Below are 17,153 nucleotides of genomic sequence, written 5' to 3'. Positions count from 1 at the left end.
TATTACCTCTTTTCATAGATTACAAAAGTTCCGTAGTTACATCTGTTTATAACTGCTATACCTGAGTGGCTACAGTGTCCTCATCGCTAACCTTAGCTGATGGTCCATCCATCAGGTTCTTCCTGTATCTGAACATGATGACCTTATCGAAGAGCATCAGTGCTGATGGAAGCATCAGGATAACTGCACACATACTTATGAGTGCTCCACGAGCCATAAGTGTACACAGCGCGCTGATCATATCTATATCTGAGTAAAGACCTACGCCAAATGTTGCAGCGAAGAATGAAAGTGCGCTGACAACTATGGACTGTACTGACTCCTGGCATGCTGTTGCCACGGCGTCAAACTTTCTGTATCCGTTCAGTCTGTTTCTCTTGTACTTCGTTGTCATCAGTATGGCGTAATCAACCGTCGCGCCGAGCTGGATAGTACCGATAACTATTGAAGCTATGAACGGTATCTCTGTTCCGGTGAAGCAAGGGATACCCATGTTGATGAATATCGCAAACTCTATGACTGCCACAAGTACGATTGGCAGTGATATTGAACCGAATACACAGAGGATGATGATGAATATCGCTCCGATGGATACTGTACTTACAGATGCGAAATCCTTATCTGTTATAGTGATAAGATCCTTTGTACAAGGAGCCTCACCAACCAGCATGTTCTTCTCGTTGTATGAATCGATGGTATTATCGATCTCTGTACACTGATTGTTAACCTCATCTGAAGCAACCTCGTACTCTGATCCGACGAGTATCAGCTGCCAGTCATCGCTCTTGAGCGCCTCTGTGACATCTGAAGGTATGAAGTCGGTTGGAATACCTGCTCCAATGATGCTGTCAAGTCCGAGACAGAACTTAACTCCATCGATGTTCTCGATATCTGACATCATGTTTCTTGTGTCCTTATCACTCTGATCATTTGTGACAAGTATCATATGTGTTGAATTCATGTTGAATGCCTCAGCCAGCTCTGTGTTGGCCTGAACACTCTCCAGGCTGTCTGGAAGTGATGAATCCAGCTTGTAATAAACCTTTGTATGATTGTATCCGTATATTGCAGGGATCAGGATGATCACGAACAATACAAGGAATACTTTGTAGTGCTTAGCTATGAATTTTCCTACTCCCTTGAACTCTGGAAGTATTATTCTGTGTGTTGTCTTCTCTATCGCCTTGTCAAATACAAGGATGAGTGATGGAAGTATCGTTACACATGCGATAACTCCGAGTACGACACCCTTTGCCATGACGATACCAAGGTCAAGTCCGAGGGTAAAGCTCATGAAGCACAGTGCAACGAATCCGGCAACTGTTGTTATGGAACTTCCCACAACTGATGATATTGTCTCTGCGATGGCGTGTGCCATAGCCTCTTTCTTATCCGTGTATTCCTTCTGCTGTGCCTTGTAGCTGTGCCACAGGAATATGGAGTAATCCATTGTAACTCCGAGCTGAAGTACCGCAGCCAGCGCCTTTGTTATGTATGATACCTGACCCATGAAGATATTTGATCCAAGGTTGTACACGATTGCCATTCCTATACTTGTAAGGAAGAGTACCGGGATCATGATAGAGTCCATTGTGATCGCCAGGATGATACTACTCAGGATAACCGCTATAAGTACGTATATCGGGGTCTCCTTCTCTGACAGCTTCTTGGTATCGACGACAACCGCTGACATACCGGACAGGAAGCACTGCTTGTTTGATATACTTCTTATCTCCTCGATGGCATCCATTGTGCCGTCCGCCGATGTGGTATCATCAAATATGATGGCCATCATTGTGGCATTCTTTTCGTCATTGTTAAATGCATCATAAAGGCTTTCAGGAAGCATATCCTTTGGGACTGACAGGTCTGCAAAGCTGTCATACCATATAACCTTTGATACATGGTCTACTTTTTCAATCTTTGATTTCAGTGCGGATACATCTTTGTCTTCCATCCCCTCTACCACATACAGTGAGAAGGCTCCTGTACCGAACTGGTCAACCAGTATATCCTGACCTTCCATGGTCTCGATATCCTTCGGAAGATATGACAGAATATCGTAGTTTACCCTGGTCTTGATATAACCGTATGCCGCTGGTATGAGAAGAACTAAGCTGAGAATCAGTATTACGACCCTCGCACTTACTATCTTTTCTCCTAGTTTTAACATAGCCATAACATCTCCTTTTTCTATTCTGTGGTGGATTATACAACCTGATATTTCTTAAATAAACTACCCAAAATACGAAAACGTTTACATTTTGTTACAAATATGCTAATCTGTAACAAACGTTTGAACACATATTCAAAATTGATTATAAACAAATTATAAACTGAGGGAGGTTTGGGAAAGTGCCTAATCCAAGCGAGGAAAAGACTGAAGATAAAATCATCAAAAGCTTCAAAAAGCTTGTAAACGAATATTCCTTTGATAAGATCACTGTCACGATGATCGCTGAAGACGTCGGAATATCAAGACCGATATTCTACAGATATTTTAAAGACAAATATGAGCTGATGGATTACATGCTCTACAATGAGGTGACCAAGGAACTGGAAGTACTGCTTGAGCACAACATGATCCTTGAGGCCATAAAATATCTCTTCACACACATTATTAATGAAGCGAAGCTTTACAGAAAGCTTTTTGAGACAACCGGGCAGAACAGCTTTGAGCAGGTCATGATCGAACAGTTCACCAGTTTCTTCAAGGAACACCTGAAGATATTTGACACGGATCAGATTCCTGACAATCCTATGCTGTCTCCTCTTATTATATGTAAGTATCTGGTAATGGGTCTCACCGTTGCCATCAAGGGATACCTGAACAGCCCGGAGATCACGAGTATCAACGTGGATCAGGCTGTGGAGGCTTATTACTTCCTGGTGTCACACTCAATATTCGAACTTACCAAGGAGAATTTCCGGCCGAAGCTGTTCCAGGCGGTGGATCGAAATTACATTACGCTGCCTCCCAAGAATTAACTGCCGGACGCCCATGGGTGCTGAGACGGACGCCCATAGGTGCTGACGAGGGATTGTGCCCATCCGGGAAAGCGCAAAAAGCCTACACGGTGGTGTAGGCTTTTTATTATGCTTTCCCGGAGGTAATCTACTTTTTCGTTAACACCTATGGGCTGGTTTTTTATAGCATTAAATTACACTATATGTCATTTAATATTTTCATAATTATACAATTCCTCCTTATTCCTTCTTTTCCGTTTACTTCTATGTTTTCGCTACATGATGCATTCTGATTTTACTTCCGGCAGTTATTGGAAGCATGTGGAATTACAAAACTTGAAAATACAGGTTGCCAGTTACATATACATACGTCCTTATACCTCTTATCATTTAGCCTCTGACTGTAATCTGGCTTGATATATCTCGTTATTTCGGATGATCTCGTCAGCGGTGCACGGCATGTAGTTGTTGATCATGCAGCCTACATTGTAAGCACGTCCCTGGCCGGTCATGAATCTGTACACTTCAGGACTGCTCTTGTGGATATGTCCATAGAAATGGTATGCCCCGCTTTTCTTCTTATTCCACTCAGCTATCGGAAAGTGACACATAACTATCAGCTTACCTCTGTCGCTCACATAGTCCATCTTCTGTATATCGTCGAAGTAGGACTGCAGCTTCTCACTTCCCATTATTACCTGATCGTGATTGCCAAGGATGAGGCGCTTGTGTCCTTTAAGTCTTGCAAGGATCGGCTCCGGATCTTTCAATTTAAAGCAGAAATCCCCGAGAATATACACTGTATCATTCTTTCCTACCCTGCTGTTCCAGTTATGTATCATTCCATCAGCCATATCATCCACATCTGTAAATGGTCTCTCATCAAATTTTATAGCATTTGCATGTCCAAAATGAAGATCTGACGTATAAAATATCATACAATATCACCTCTCATTCCTACTCAGCGTACCATGTAAATATATGCAGCAGCCTGGATAATTTTCTATGTCTGGCTGCTGCCATGATATAACATAACCCGTCAAACATTCACCGTGTTATCTCTTATGATCACCTATATCAGGCTATCGCCTTCCGCCTGCTTCATGTCATTATAAAACCATCTTCTAAGCGTGCATATATCCCTCGGAACATTTGCGGGATCCTCTGTATCGTGAAGCTTTCTCACCCACGCATAGTACTCATTTGCAAGAGGGGTGGTGAGTGCCGATGTCTTCTTGATATATCCGTTTCTGATAGCCTCATGGGATATTGTCCTCATAAACTTCCAGAAATTGTAGTATGCAAGCTTGAGCTTTGTCATATATCCGTCGCTGTCCTCGATGACAAACCCCTCTATGACTCTGCCGTTATACTCGTAATCATCCTCAAGGATATCATAATACCAGTCATAGAACTCCTGCCAGGTTGCAAGCTCGCAAGCCTTCTTCTTTGGTGTCAGGCCGAACCGGTGGGCTGTATCACACATCGCATCGTAATCGTACTTTGCATAGTTTATCTGGTTGTAAACTATATCAAGCAGATACAGATTGCTCTCCGGGTACTCTATGATGTGAGGATCATGCTTCATATCAACACACTCAAATACAAATGTCACATTATTGTCCTTCGCAAACCGCTTCATATTCTCTATATTCTCCGGTGTCACCTTCTCATATATCATATCCTTCAGCCAGCCGGCGAATGGTCCCTCTATGGTGGATTTGCTCGCTATCAACAGATCGTCGTTGTACTCATCGTAGCTCACGAGTCCCAGGAAACCGTTCTCCTTGACATAGGCAGTCACCGGAAACTGCAGCTTATTCTGCAGCATATCAAACTTTGTCTCAGGGCGCTCATTGATATTAAAGAACTTGTCATACGCCCTCGCTGCGACTCTTCCCTTGAATGTGTCAATGTACAAGCCCCTTGCTCTTGTGGTCTGCTCATCCCACACCCTGTCATTGAATGCCTTGCTCGTGAAGTTGAATGACGAAATATTGCCAAATGTCTTCTCCTGTATGTACCTGTTCCCCCGCAAGGAGATGATCACATCTGCAACAGAGCTTGTGGTAACGGTCTGTTCCTCCTGTATCTCAGGTGCCTTGAACACATCATTGTGGATCTCCACCTCATGGATTCCATCAGCATCCACCCGAACGCATCTGAGTTCCCCGCCATACTCGACTCTGCCCTCAAGGTTGAACACTCTGTCATTCACCCGCACCGGGAGCAGCTTGGTGTTCCTGTGTCCATGGATCTGATAGTAATTCGCCGGCATCTTCCCGTAGAATGTCTCTGCGATCTTCTCGAAATCATTGTAAGCTCCGACTCCATGTATCATCTGATCAGTTGCCACAAATGTGAGATTGTCGGGAATCACACTGAGTCCCGCATGGGTCACCAGATATACATTATCACCGTAGCTATAGTAAGCACACTGTCCAAACCTTCTGTAAAGCTTCCGCACCTCCTTCTTGTCGATTCCGGAAGCATCGAGGATTGGTCTTGTCACAAGCTCAAACTCCTTCGACCTGCCGGTGCAGTCATTTGCCCACAGCCACAGCCATCTCTCGTGATTGCCCTCAAGCATGAGAACATTCTTCCTGTCCATGATAGATATCAGGAAATTTACAACCTCCGCATTCTCCACGCCTCTGTCGATATAATCACCTGTAAATATATAGAACTCATCATCCTTTATACCGCCATTGTCATCCAGATACTTCATCAGCGCTGTATAGCATCCGTGAACGTCCCCGATGTGATGGATCCTCTTATACTGGGAGAAATCCCTCTTCTTCATCCAGATGCTGTCAAGCTCGTCCGGCTTTATGACCGTGATTCCCGAAGGGATCTTTTGTGTGGCAAAGCGGGAGTACATCTTGTCAATAACGTCATCTGATACCCTCTTGAACTCCTCCCTCCCGGCATTTCTTCTCTTCACCTCTTCTATAGGTATATCTGTAAAATCTACACAATACATTCTGTATCTGTACGTCTCACACATATTCTTATATCTGTTCATCTCCGAAGTCTTGGAATTCGTGGCATCTATCACCGTAAATTCGCCCTTCTGCATGCGGATCTCAAGGAGGCTGAACAATGTCTTCCACACCGTACCATCATTGTTCTGACTGATTCCTCTCGTACCATCCACCTGCAGCACCGGACTCTGACAAAGCAGTCTGATGTCGTCCGCTGAAAGTGTGTATGGTTTTAATCCATTCTGCTCGATCCATGTAGATTTGCCACAACCGGCAGATCCCCTAAGCAAAAGCAATACTCTCATATTCTATCTGCCTCCTTCTTTACAATACTATTTTGTCCAATATACCCTATCTCCCTATATTTTTCACCCAACCTGTAGTTTAATCTATCTGTTTTCTGAATTGTGTTTCTTGGATCGTTACAAAGTCATGGACAAACATAGAATTCGGCTCGCCGCAGATTTAGACGATAACACGGGCAAGCAATTCCATTTTCAATCCATTTTCTGTGCAAGCATTACTCTTGCAAATAAAAAAGCTCCCCGGCAAATGATTCTTTCAATAAAATCATTCGTCCAAAGGAACTTTTTTATATTTTTATGTCATATATCTTTGTCTTGTATATCTTTGTCTTCCGGCCATCAGGCACGAACAAGCACCATCGCACTCATCTTTGGAGCCTTGATCGTGAGTACGTTGTGCTCCACCATGAAATCCTGTGGCTCCAGTGTATAGCCCTCTTCATTTGTCAGCATGACTCTTCTGAGGATCGAATGGTTGTACACTCCGATCTGACGGATATGAAGCTTTAGATCCACGTCCTCATAGTTGGTGTTCATGATGACGACCACCTGCTTGTTGTCTGTAAATCTTCCATAGCAGAGTATCTTGTGTCCGCCGTGGAGATATAATACAGAACCTGACTTAAGTGCCTCGTAGGACTTGTGTATTCTTATCATATCCTTGTGGAACTGTATAAGCTCCTTGTCCTCGTGGCCCCACGGGTAAGTTCTTCTGTTGTCTGGATCTGTCCATCCGCACACACCGGCCTCATCGCCATAGTATATGGTAGGAGCGCCCGGCCATGTCATCTGGAATACGACAGCCTGTCTGAATATACCCTTGTCCACGCCCTGATCGGCGGCATCCGCTCCCATGGTGTGAAGTCGTCCGACCTTTCTGTTGGTTCTCGTGAGGAATCTGGAATGGTCGTGGTTTGACAGCTCATTCATGGACACGTCTATCGATGGTCTCAGGAATCTGGACATGTGATAGTTCATCGCGCCCTTGAACGCGTCATAATTACCCAGAAGGTCACCGCGGAACTCGTCGCTGTGCTTCTCAACACCGCAGAGGAACCATGTGATAGGCTCCATGAACGCATCGTAGTTCATGACAGTATCCCACTGATCTCCCTTCAGCCAGCTCTTAGGATCACCATAGTGCTCCGCCAGAATGATGGCATTGGGGTTGGCCTCCTTTACATTTCTCCTGAACTCACGCCAGAACTGGTGATTGTACTCAGGGGAATGTCCCAGATCCGCCGCCACGTCAAGTCGCCATCCATCTGCATTATACGGAGGTGACACCCATTTCCTTGCTATCTTCATAATGTACTCAACCAGCTTCGGCGAGTCCTCATAGTTGAGCTTTGGAAGAGTGTCATGTCCCCACCAGCCATCATATGTTGTATTGTACGGCCATGCATTGTCATTGTAAAACTTGAAGAAAGTGTTGTAAGGGCTATCCTTCGATACAAACGCACCCTTCTCGTAGCCCTCCTGATTCTCGTATATACACTCCCTGTCCATCCATTTGTTGAATGAACCACAGTGGTTGAACACGCCATCCAGGATGACCTTCATGCCACGCTTGTGTATCTCCTCAACCAGCTCGGCAAAGAGCTGATTGCTAGCCTCAAGATTCTTTTTATTTGTAACTCTGTTGATATATCTCGACGACTGCTTGTTCTCAAGGCATCCGCCCGGAAGGCAGTCACCCTCATCGTCAACGATCCCTCCAAAATGAGGATCGACATAATCATAATCCTGTATATCATACTTATGGTTGGATGGTGATACGAATATAGGGTTCAGATATATTACATCCACTCCCAGATCCTGCAGATAATCAAGCTTATCCTTGACACCCTGGAGATCTCCGCCATAGAAACGTCCCACATCCATGGTGCTCGGCCTCTGATTCCAGTCCTTTACCTGAACTGAACCGGTACCTATATATGCGTACTCATTATCCAGCACATCATTGGAAGTATCCCCGTTGCAGAACCTGTCCACAAATATCTGATAAAATACCGCACCCTTTGCCCACTCCGGTACCTTGAATCCCGGACATATCTCAAAGTCGTACTCTCTGTCGTTCTGCTTCGTAGGTCCCAGCTTGTCATAAAAGCATGTGACCCTTCCCGAATGTATCTCAAAATGATATCTTATGAATGGCAGACCTCTAGGTATCGTTGCCGTATAAAAGTCAAATATTCTGTTGGAACTCTCCTTTGTCATCTGTATCTTTTCTTCATTATATATAAGGAACACTTCATCCACATTATCGGCTGTAGTCCTGAATCTGACATTCACATCCTGATCCACATCCGGCTCCTGTGGGCTGACATAATATTTGCTTCCGTCCGCAAACAGTCCGCCTTTATTTAGTATGGGCTTTACATTATATACATAATCATGTATCTTCTGCCCATTGGTCTTCTTTTCCACCATACAATAAAATCTCCCTTGCACATACTCTTTTTTATATTAATACTTTTCGGGAGATTAGGCAACAAGATAAAACATATATTAGCTGCAAATATACAGCAGGAATCGCCTCATATCAGACCATCCTGCCCAATTTCTGTTTTAACCAAAAGTAAAAGAGACAGTCACCGAACGACTGTCTCTTTTGGAGAAGGTATTTTGTTACTTTTATGGGGTGTAGCCAAAACTATATAATGTATTGGGGGTTACAAGTATTATTATATACAAATTCCGTCAAAAGTCTGCCCAAACATTTTTTTATTTGGCAAATGTCATTGTGCAATATCACAATACATTTCCTGAATATTACCTGATTTTTACTTTTTATTGTTCACATTAGACAAAACACCGGGCATTTTCTAAAAACCGCGTCTCTTCAGGTCACTCACAAGCTCCACATAAAATTCCCTCACATCAAATGCATCTATATTTTCCCTGTTCAGGTCTATCACGTCTCCGTGGGAGATTCCGCGCTTGCCCTGAGGCTTCAGATATATGAAGTTGGAGCCCCATTTGAAGGATTCATATCCGACAAGTCCATCATTCTCACCATCAAAATGCTTTACAAATGCGTTGGTGGTGTTGAGCGGGAAGCGTCCGCCGGAAGGCTTCTTCATACATGAACCCGTGCTCTGTATGTATACCCCCTGCGGATCAGGGAGCTCTCTGTTCAGGTTTTCACACGCTGATGCCGTGAGATCCGTCACCGCAGCTATGAAGTCCGGGTTTGTGTCACCCAGCTTCTTGAGTGCAGAATTGTAGGCATTTGCCACGGTCTGCTGCTGTTTCTCCGGTATCTTGCCCAGAAGATAATCCGCAAATTCGCATCCCCTGTGCGGAGTGTTAATCGTTGTGAGTGATGCTACATAAGGGGCCATGCCGAGCTTCGATATGGCATATCTGCTGTCAAGGCCTCCCTTGGAATGGGCTATGATATTCACCTTTCCGCATCCTGTTTCCTTCAATATCTGCTGTATCCTGTCAGCTATCTCCCGTCCGGAGTCTGCCACAGATGCGGCGGACTGATGGTTTCCGTAGAATATGGTAGCTCCATTTGCCTCAAGCGCCGCAGGGATCCTGCCCCAGTAATTCAGATACCTGAAATCCCTGAAGAACACTCCGTGCACCATGAGTATAGGATATCTGGTGGCGCAGACCCGGTCCGCCTGTCTCGCCTTATCCCGTATCAGCTTCTCGTTCTCCAAGGCCGCCTCACCGGATGCCAGACTTATCAGCTTGCCAAGGACTATCAGATGTACCACCGGAATCCAACCGCACAGTATACCGATCACTCTCCATTTGATACCGAGCTGCCTGGATGACACATATATTCTTATTATTCCAACCCAGAATGTGACCGCCAGTACAGCCACCGCCGTGAGTATGTACAGAACCCAGTTCTTCCACGTCCATGCCCTGGCATCTATCACATGCACCAACATTAGTATCAGCACAGCCACAGACATGACCGTTGCCGCCAGGAAAGAATACAGATTCTCGCATCCCCTCTGACACCTTCTGATACCCTTAGACTGTATATTCTTCAGACCGAGAAGCGGCATCGCGGTCAGCAGTACATATACTGCTATGAACACCACAACTATAAGCGGCATGAGTGGTATATTCCACTCCGGACATCTTGTCAGCAGATATACATTTGCCAGCAGGAACGGTATCACCGCATTTATCCCTCTCTTTATTATCTTCATCCTTTGTTCTCCCTTCCGTCATATATCCAACATAAGCCAAATGCCCGCAAGAAAACTGCGGGCATCTGTATTGTCTTTATATATTACTGTTTGTCTGTCTGAGTCTCAGCTTTCTGCTCTGCAACAGCATTATCTGCTACATTTACATTCTCTGCTGTACTCTGCTCTGCACCGTTGCTCTGAACATCTGCATCTGCATCCTTAGCATCGTCTCTATCGAACAGTGCTTCAAACTCAGCTCCTGTTATTCTCTCCTTCTCAAGAAGAAGCTTTGCAGACTTGTGAAGAACATCCACATTCTGCTCCAGAATCTCATAAGCCTCCCTGTAACACTCGTCAACGATCCGCTTAACCTCCTCATCTATGACGGCGGCTATCTTTTCGCTGTATGGCTTGGTATGTCCAAGATTTTTCCCGAGGAATACCTCCTCCTGATCATCGCTCTCATAGTTGATAAATCCAAGATTTTCGGACATTCCATACTTCGTAACCATGGATCTTGCATAACCGCTGGCCATCTTGATATCCTGTGAAGCGCCCGTGGTAAAATTGCCAAATATGATCTTCTCTGCAATTCTTCCGCCCATGCTAACTTTTATCTCGTTGAGCAAATGCGCTTTAGTAAGATATTCCTGATCACCCTGTGGAAGCGGCATGGTATATCCTCCGGCTCCGGTACCTGTAGGTATGATAGACACAATATGCACCGGGCCAACATATGGAAGGAGATGGAACAGTATCGCATGTCCCGACTCGTGATATGCCGTGATTTTACGATCTTCCTCGGAGACCACATGGCTTCTCTTCTCACCACCGACTCCAACCTTGATATATGATTTGTCGACATCTTCCTTATTGATATATTCCCTGCCGGCCTTCGCAGCAGAGATCGCAGCCTCATTCATCAGGTTCTCAAGATCAGCTCCCGAAAATCCGGCTGTTGTTCTGGAGATCTCGTTGAGATCAACATCTTCTGCCAGAGGCTTGTTCGCAACATGAAGCTTGAGGATTTCCTCTCTGCCCTTGATATCAGGAGGATTGACAGATATCTTTCTGTCAAAACGTCCCGGACGGAGGATCGCTTTATCCAGTATGTCCACACGGTTGGTAGCTGCAAGAACTATGATTCCCTCATTCGCTCCGAATCCATCCATCTCTACAAGGAGCTGGTTCAGAGTCTGCTCACGCTCGTCATGTCCACCGCCAAGTCCTGTACCTCTCTGTCTGGCAACGGCATCGATCTCATCTATAAATACGATACATGGTGCATTCTTCTTTGCCTGTGCAAAAAGATCTCTCACTCTCGCTGCACCGACACCGACGAACATCTCCACGAAGTCTGATCCTGAAATACTGAAGAACGGAACCCCCGCCTCTCCTGCTATGGCCTTTGCCATGAGTGTCTTACCTGTTCCAGGAGGGCCGACAAGAAGAACTCCCTTCGGTATACGTGCACCGACCTTGATGAATCTGCCTGGGTTCTTGAGGAAGCACACTATCTCTTCGAGATCCTCTTTCTCCTCACTGAGACCGGCAACATCGTCAAATGTTATTTTCTTCTTATTATTTTTCTTATCTTCCTTCTCTTTCTCATCAGGCTCTGTCATTTTCGCCCTGCTCTTGCCAAAGTTCATCATCTGGCCTCCACCGCCCTGTGATGATCTCACGAACAGCAGCATGACAAAGAACATGACGATCATGACAAGGGCATACGGAATTATCACACTCCATATGCTCGTCTTCTCCACATCGTTCAGGCTGCATCTGGCAACGACCTTCTTATCGTCATCCGAGCTTACGGTCGCATTATACTTGTCCACACTTGCCTGATAGTCGTTATAAATCTTCACGACATCATTGACATCTGTGGAATAAAATGCAAGAGTCTTTCCGTTGGTGAACTGCACCTGAACTATCGCCGTAGGAATCTCTGCATTTGGCTGTATCGACAATGCCAATATCTTGCCATCATCCAAATCCTCTGTCAGATCTGTGTAACTGTAAGTGGTGGTCACTTCAATCTTGTCGCTCTGCATCCATCTGTTTATGAGGATGAAAGCAACTATCAGGATCAACAGATAGATTATCATTCCATTCCTGAATTTTCTCTTATCCATATTTTCCATGTATATGCTCCTTAATCAATATATTACTGCTCTATGACACCTATATATGGAAGGTTTCTGTACTTCTGGGCACAGTCAAGGCCGTATCCCACAACAAATCTGTCAGGGATCTCAAAACCTGTCATATACAGCTCAACCGGGATAACTCTTCTGTCCGGCTTGTCAAGCAGGGTCACAACCTCAAGGCTTGCAGGCTTTCTCTCGCCGAGAAGCTTCACAAGGTATGAAAGGGTTCTTCCCGAATCAAGAATGTCCTCCACGATGATTACATCCTTTCCCTCTATAGACTCATCAAGGTCCTTGTTCAGCTTGACAATACCTGATGACTTTGTTCCATCGCCATAGCTGCTCACAGACATGAAGTCCATGGTGACCGGACTCTTCATTCTCTTCGCAAGCTCACACATGAAGAACACGCTTCCCTTAAGGATTCCGATCAAATGTATCGTCTTTCCCTCATATGCCTTATCTATGGCTGCTGCCATCTCGCTTATTCTGTTTTCCACCTCACTGCTGCTGAGCATAACACCAATCTGTTCTTTCAACTCTGTTTCCTCCTGTTAAAATTCAACTCAATTATCTTTTGTGTATCTTCTGTCACTTTATAATTCTCGCCAATCCTAAGTCCCACGGCCCACACGACCTCCTGCCCGGATGTCACAAGTGGAATATGACGCCGCTTGTCCACCGGTATCTTACAGTCAGTATACAGACGGTTGAGCTTCTTTCTCGAGCCCGCAGAATTAACGACTATATAATCCCCGTTTTCAAATGTCCGCAACTGCAGACACTGTTTTATTTTACCATAATCAAGAAACTTCGTACACTCTTTTTTTGCAAGATCAAGGGCTTCAGGTCTATCGTAGATCCTGACCGTAAGCCTTCCCTCACACAGCTCATACTCACCATCACAGGTGATGTCTATGTCCACGCAGCCCGGCAGCCCGCCATCCTGACAGCTCTGGTCACCGGAGCGGTTCTCACCGCCGGCAAATACCAGTCTGCCGTACTCCAGCCACACCCTCGCACCGGCAGGAAGATTGATCCCCGCCCCGGTGTCAGCCGAGTACAGCTTCGTAACCTCCGACACATGGCTCATGCCGATATCCTTCAGGCCTCCGCACACCATTCCGATGAGCTTTCTTATGACAAGCTCCTGCACGAGCCTGTCCTGCTCCTTGAGAGCCGCCATGTCCAGCTCATATCTCCGGTCAGTGCTGTCTCCGGTCCAGCCACAGCCTTCACTTCTGACATCAATTCCCTGTCCCGTCAGGAAATCATCAACCAGTCCGGCAGCAAGCCGCTCGTAATCAGCCGCCATCATGGCCATCTGGCAAATGTGCTCCGTGGCCTGTCCATTTATCTCATTCATAAGAGGAAGTATCCTGTGTCTTATCTTGTTCCTGGTGTAATCATCCTCATTGTTGGTGGCATCCGTACAGTATCTGATCCCCTGCCGGTCAAGATATTCCTCTATGTGGCTCCTGTCGCTCCCAAGAAGCGGTCTCACTATGTGATCCCTCACCGGGGCTATACCCTTTATGCCGCCCATTCCGGTTCCCCTCGCCATGTTGAACAGAACCGTCTCAGCCACATCGTTGCGGTTGTGGGCGACTGCGATCACACAGCCCTCATCCGCATATCTGGCACGCATCCTGTCAAATGCATCATATCTTGCATGGCGTCCGGCCTCCTCCACGGTCTGTCCGGCCTGCTCCGCAAGCTTCCTGACATCGATCCTGTAAGAGTCGCATGTGACACCATATTCACCACACAAAGTCTCAACGTAGCTCTGGTCACCATCCGCAGCCTCACCGCGTATCATGTGATTTATGTGTACAACGTGTATATCTATTCCCAGCTCCGCCCTGTGCCTTGCCAGCACCGTGAGCAGGCTCACCGAATCCGCGCCGCCGGACACACCGCACACGCAGTGACTTATACCATCAAACATGTGGTATTTTCTTATATACTCAAGAACATTTTTTTCAAATACATCCATACATTTATCCTTCTGTAAATATCATAATTTCATATTATAGCATAGAGTTACTCAGGCTGCGCTACTTTTCTCAGATCCTGATATCACCGCCGCCATGACCGTCACGTCATCCCGAAGCGACACATCCCCCTGTCCTATCATGGCGCCCAGTATATCATCGACCATCCGTCTGCTGTCACCCACTCTTATTCCCTTGAGCACATCCTGCATGTGATCGGACACATCCATATCCGAGAGCCCATCGCTTACCATGACCACGGCATCCCCCGCCGCAAGTTTCTCATCCGCCATGTCGCACTCGGCATCGTCCAGCACGCCCACGGGAAGAGTAGTGCTCGTTATCTGGCGGACCTCATTTCCATCATCGCCCGGGCGTATCACATAGGTCACCGACGCCCCCTGCTTGAAGCTCCTCATGGTGCCGTCGTACATGTCTATGACCACCATATCAAATGTCGTGAATATTCTGCCCTTATTTCTTCTGGACATACATCGATTGGCAAATGCAATGCTGTACTCCGGGTTAAATCCCGCCTCCAGCAGCTCCTCCATTGTGTCCAGCATCATGCAGCTCTCGCAGGAGGCCAGGCTTCCGCTTCCCATGCCGTCAGACAGCATCATCACCAGCCTGCCATCCTCATACTCCTTCACCGAGAAATTATCCCCCGACACCGGAGAGCCATATTTCTTTATCCTTCTGACATGGTAACGCCCCTTGTAACGCGCCGCCTCCTCGTACACGGCAGATCTATACTCATCGAAGAAAAGGCTCGGCGAATCCATGCCCGCCCTTATATTCTTCCTGAAGTACCCACTCAGTACATCAGCCACCTGTCTTGACAGCACCATGCCCTGACCTGACGTTTTTCCCGCCACATAGTATCGGCTCCTGTTGCCACTGTCCATGGATGCCGTGACCCTGACCTCGTCCATCCCCAGCGATCTTATCTGCCCCAGCAGCTTTTCATCGGATATCTCCCTCGCCTCACCTATCAGATCTATCTGTCTCCTGAAGCCATCCACGAGCTCGCCGATCTGTCCCAAGCTTATCGCCGGCTCATCGCTCCCGGCAAATGTATAATCGAGCCGTCTAAACACATTTGCCATATCTTCTATCTTGCAGGCCGTGAGTCTGTTAATCTCCGCAGCGGCCGCCTGAAGACACGCCGGATCTGTCTCCTCGTCCATGGCGCCCAGCAGAGCACCAGGTATACACGCGAACAATACGACCGGAACGGCGATATTTATATAGTAAAATGCGATCTCCCGCCCAGAGCCGTTCCACAGCACTGTCCCATCCGCCACGGAGGCAAGAACGCATCCCAGAACATAGAACAGACTTGCAGACACCTTTCTTCTCCCAGTGAGTGCCCGGCCTATGAGCATGACCAGCGTCACAAGGAGCATCCACATGAGCCACCTGCTGTCATTCAGCTTGACCGACACGATGCTTCCCGCCACCGCCGCCATTCCGCATCCGTACACCGCTCCAGTTCTATACACCGCGTACAATATCAGAACTAGAGCCAGCATAAATGCCGGATTCACACCGTAGATATCCTCACCCGGAACAACCCACAGAACGACCGCCGCCAGCGCCATGAGGCTCACTATGCCCTGACTTACATTCCAGCTCTCATCCCTCTCCACATCCGAGGCATCCCCGCAGATATATGTATATAGAAGTCCAATCCCCGGTTTCAGTATCACACTGGCACACATGAATATCGCAGCCTCCACCACTCCATAAGCGGCAGCCATAAGCATGTTATCCGCATATACCACTATGTTTCCCATAAGCACGGCAGCCGACATGACGACGATCACCCTGACATACGATCTGGAATTTCTGGAGTACACGATCTTCATAAGACACATCGCAAGTCCCAGCAGCACCAGATATTTCTCCGTCACCATCACACCGGAATACACAGGCCCCGGTATCATATACTCATCTGCGTGCAACAGCCCTGCTATGCCCATAGATCCGGCTGCGACTCCCGCCGCACACCCGATGCAGGTTATCATGTATCTCCCACACACCGCACAGGCCGCCACATACACAGCCAGAACCACCGGGGCTATCCCCCAGACCATGCATAAGCCGCTGACCATACACAGAATAGCCACCGCCATCACTCCGACGAACCCATTTACCTTTTCTCTCATCAACACTTTCCCGCCTTCCTGTTCATAGTGACAAGAAGTATATCCGTCAAATGCGCAAAAAAATAGCGAATGCTGAAATCAGCATCCGCTATGTTCTGACTTTATTCCTCCGGCTTTACCACGATTTCGTCAGGATATATGAGACCGAGCTGTGATCTGGCCACATCCTCAACATACTCATCTGTCTGCATATATTTCTCACGCTCTTCAAGCTTCTTATAATCTTCCTTCGCACTGTCAAGCTGTTCCTGAAGCTCCGCCGCCTGAACCTGCAGGCTCTCCTTCTGTGCTTTCAGGCTCTGTGCTTTGTACAGTACAACCACTGCCAGCAATATCAGACAGCTCACAACCAGAACCATTCCAAGCTTCGTTGTGATCTTGTTATTCTTTTTTGACTTTGATCTGCCGACCGTCTTACTCAT

The 17,153-nt window shown here is 46.7% G+C and carries 11 protein-coding genes; 1 reads left to right on the top strand and 10 read right to left on the bottom strand.

The features are described 5' to 3' along the window. Window positions 1–55: 55 nt before the first annotated feature. Window positions 56–2,173 carry an efflux RND transporter permease subunit gene (locus tag DW025_RS10265; protein WP_119999926.1) on the bottom strand — a complete coding sequence of 706 codons (2,118 nt, stop codon included), beginning with the start codon at window positions 2,171–2,173 and terminating at the stop codon, window positions 56–58. 182 nt (window positions 2,174–2,355) lie between these two features. Between DW025_RS10265 and DW025_RS10260 the strand changes: the two genes are divergently transcribed. Further along, window positions 2,356–2,988 (top strand): TetR/AcrR family transcriptional regulator, encoded by a 633-nt coding sequence (locus DW025_RS10260; RefSeq protein ID WP_117874422.1) that lies wholly within the window; start codon window positions 2,356–2,358, stop codon window positions 2,986–2,988. A 365-nt stretch (window positions 2,989–3,353) separates the two neighbouring features. Here the strand turns inward: DW025_RS10260 and DW025_RS10255 are convergent, their stop codons facing one another. The 9 genes from DW025_RS10255 to DW025_RS10215 form a co-directional block, all read right to left on the bottom strand. Continuing rightward, window positions 3,354–3,905, bottom strand: a complete 552-nt coding sequence (locus tag DW025_RS10255) for a metallophosphoesterase family protein (RefSeq protein ID WP_022216994.1) — start codon at window positions 3,903–3,905, stop codon at window positions 3,354–3,356. A 134-nt stretch (window positions 3,906–4,039) separates the two neighbouring features. Next, the gene (locus DW025_RS10250; RefSeq protein WP_118649609.1) at window positions 4,040–6,256 is read right to left on the bottom strand and encodes an RNA ligase; all 2,217 of its coding nucleotides are present in this window, start codon (window positions 6,254–6,256) and stop codon (window positions 4,040–4,042) included. A 339-nt stretch (window positions 6,257–6,595) separates the two neighbouring features. Further along, a complete protein-coding gene (locus tag DW025_RS10245) occupies window positions 6,596–8,689 on the bottom strand; it encodes a glycoside hydrolase family 13 protein (protein WP_119999806.1) in 2,094 nt (697 codons plus the stop codon). A gap of 395 nt (window positions 8,690–9,084) precedes the next feature. Continuing rightward, complete coding sequence (locus DW025_RS10240; RefSeq protein ID WP_119999805.1) at window positions 9,085–10,434, bottom strand: esterase/lipase family protein; 1,350 nt, start codon at window positions 10,432–10,434, stop codon at window positions 9,085–9,087. An 83-nt stretch (window positions 10,435–10,517) separates the two neighbouring features. Beyond that, window positions 10,518–12,560 carry an ATP-dependent zinc metalloprotease FtsH gene (ftsH, locus tag DW025_RS10235; RefSeq protein ID WP_119999803.1) on the bottom strand — a complete coding sequence of 681 codons (2,043 nt, stop codon included), beginning with the start codon at window positions 12,558–12,560 and terminating at the stop codon, window positions 10,518–10,520. 23 nt (window positions 12,561–12,583) lie between these two features. Beyond that, on the bottom strand, window positions 12,584–13,105 hold the full coding sequence (gene hpt / locus DW025_RS10230) for a hypoxanthine phosphoribosyltransferase (protein WP_022216999.1): 522 nt from the start codon (window positions 13,103–13,105) through the stop codon (window positions 12,584–12,586). Continuing rightward, window positions 13,102–14,562, bottom strand: a complete 1,461-nt coding sequence (gene tilS / locus DW025_RS10225; protein ID WP_119999801.1) for a tRNA lysidine(34) synthetase TilS — start codon at window positions 14,560–14,562, stop codon at window positions 13,102–13,104. Before tilS ends, hpt begins: the two co-directional genes overlap by 4 nt. Before the next feature lie 51 nt (window positions 14,563–14,613). Beyond that, window positions 14,614–16,731, bottom strand: a complete 2,118-nt coding sequence (locus DW025_RS10220; RefSeq protein ID WP_243104963.1) for a SpoIIE family protein phosphatase — start codon at window positions 16,729–16,731, stop codon at window positions 14,614–14,616. 101 nt (window positions 16,732–16,832) lie between these two features. Beyond that, window positions 16,833–17,153 (bottom strand): FtsB family cell division protein, encoded by a 321-nt coding sequence (locus DW025_RS10215; protein WP_055145071.1) that lies wholly within the window; start codon window positions 17,151–17,153, stop codon window positions 16,833–16,835.

It is taken from the genome of Coprococcus sp. AF38-1 (assembly GCF_003603945.1).
Taxonomy (GTDB): domain Bacteria; phylum Bacillota; class Clostridia; order Lachnospirales; family Lachnospiraceae; genus Coprococcus; species Coprococcus aceti.
The sequence above is the reverse complement of the archived record's forward strand: the minus strand, read 5'-3'. Positions and strand labels throughout refer to the sequence as shown.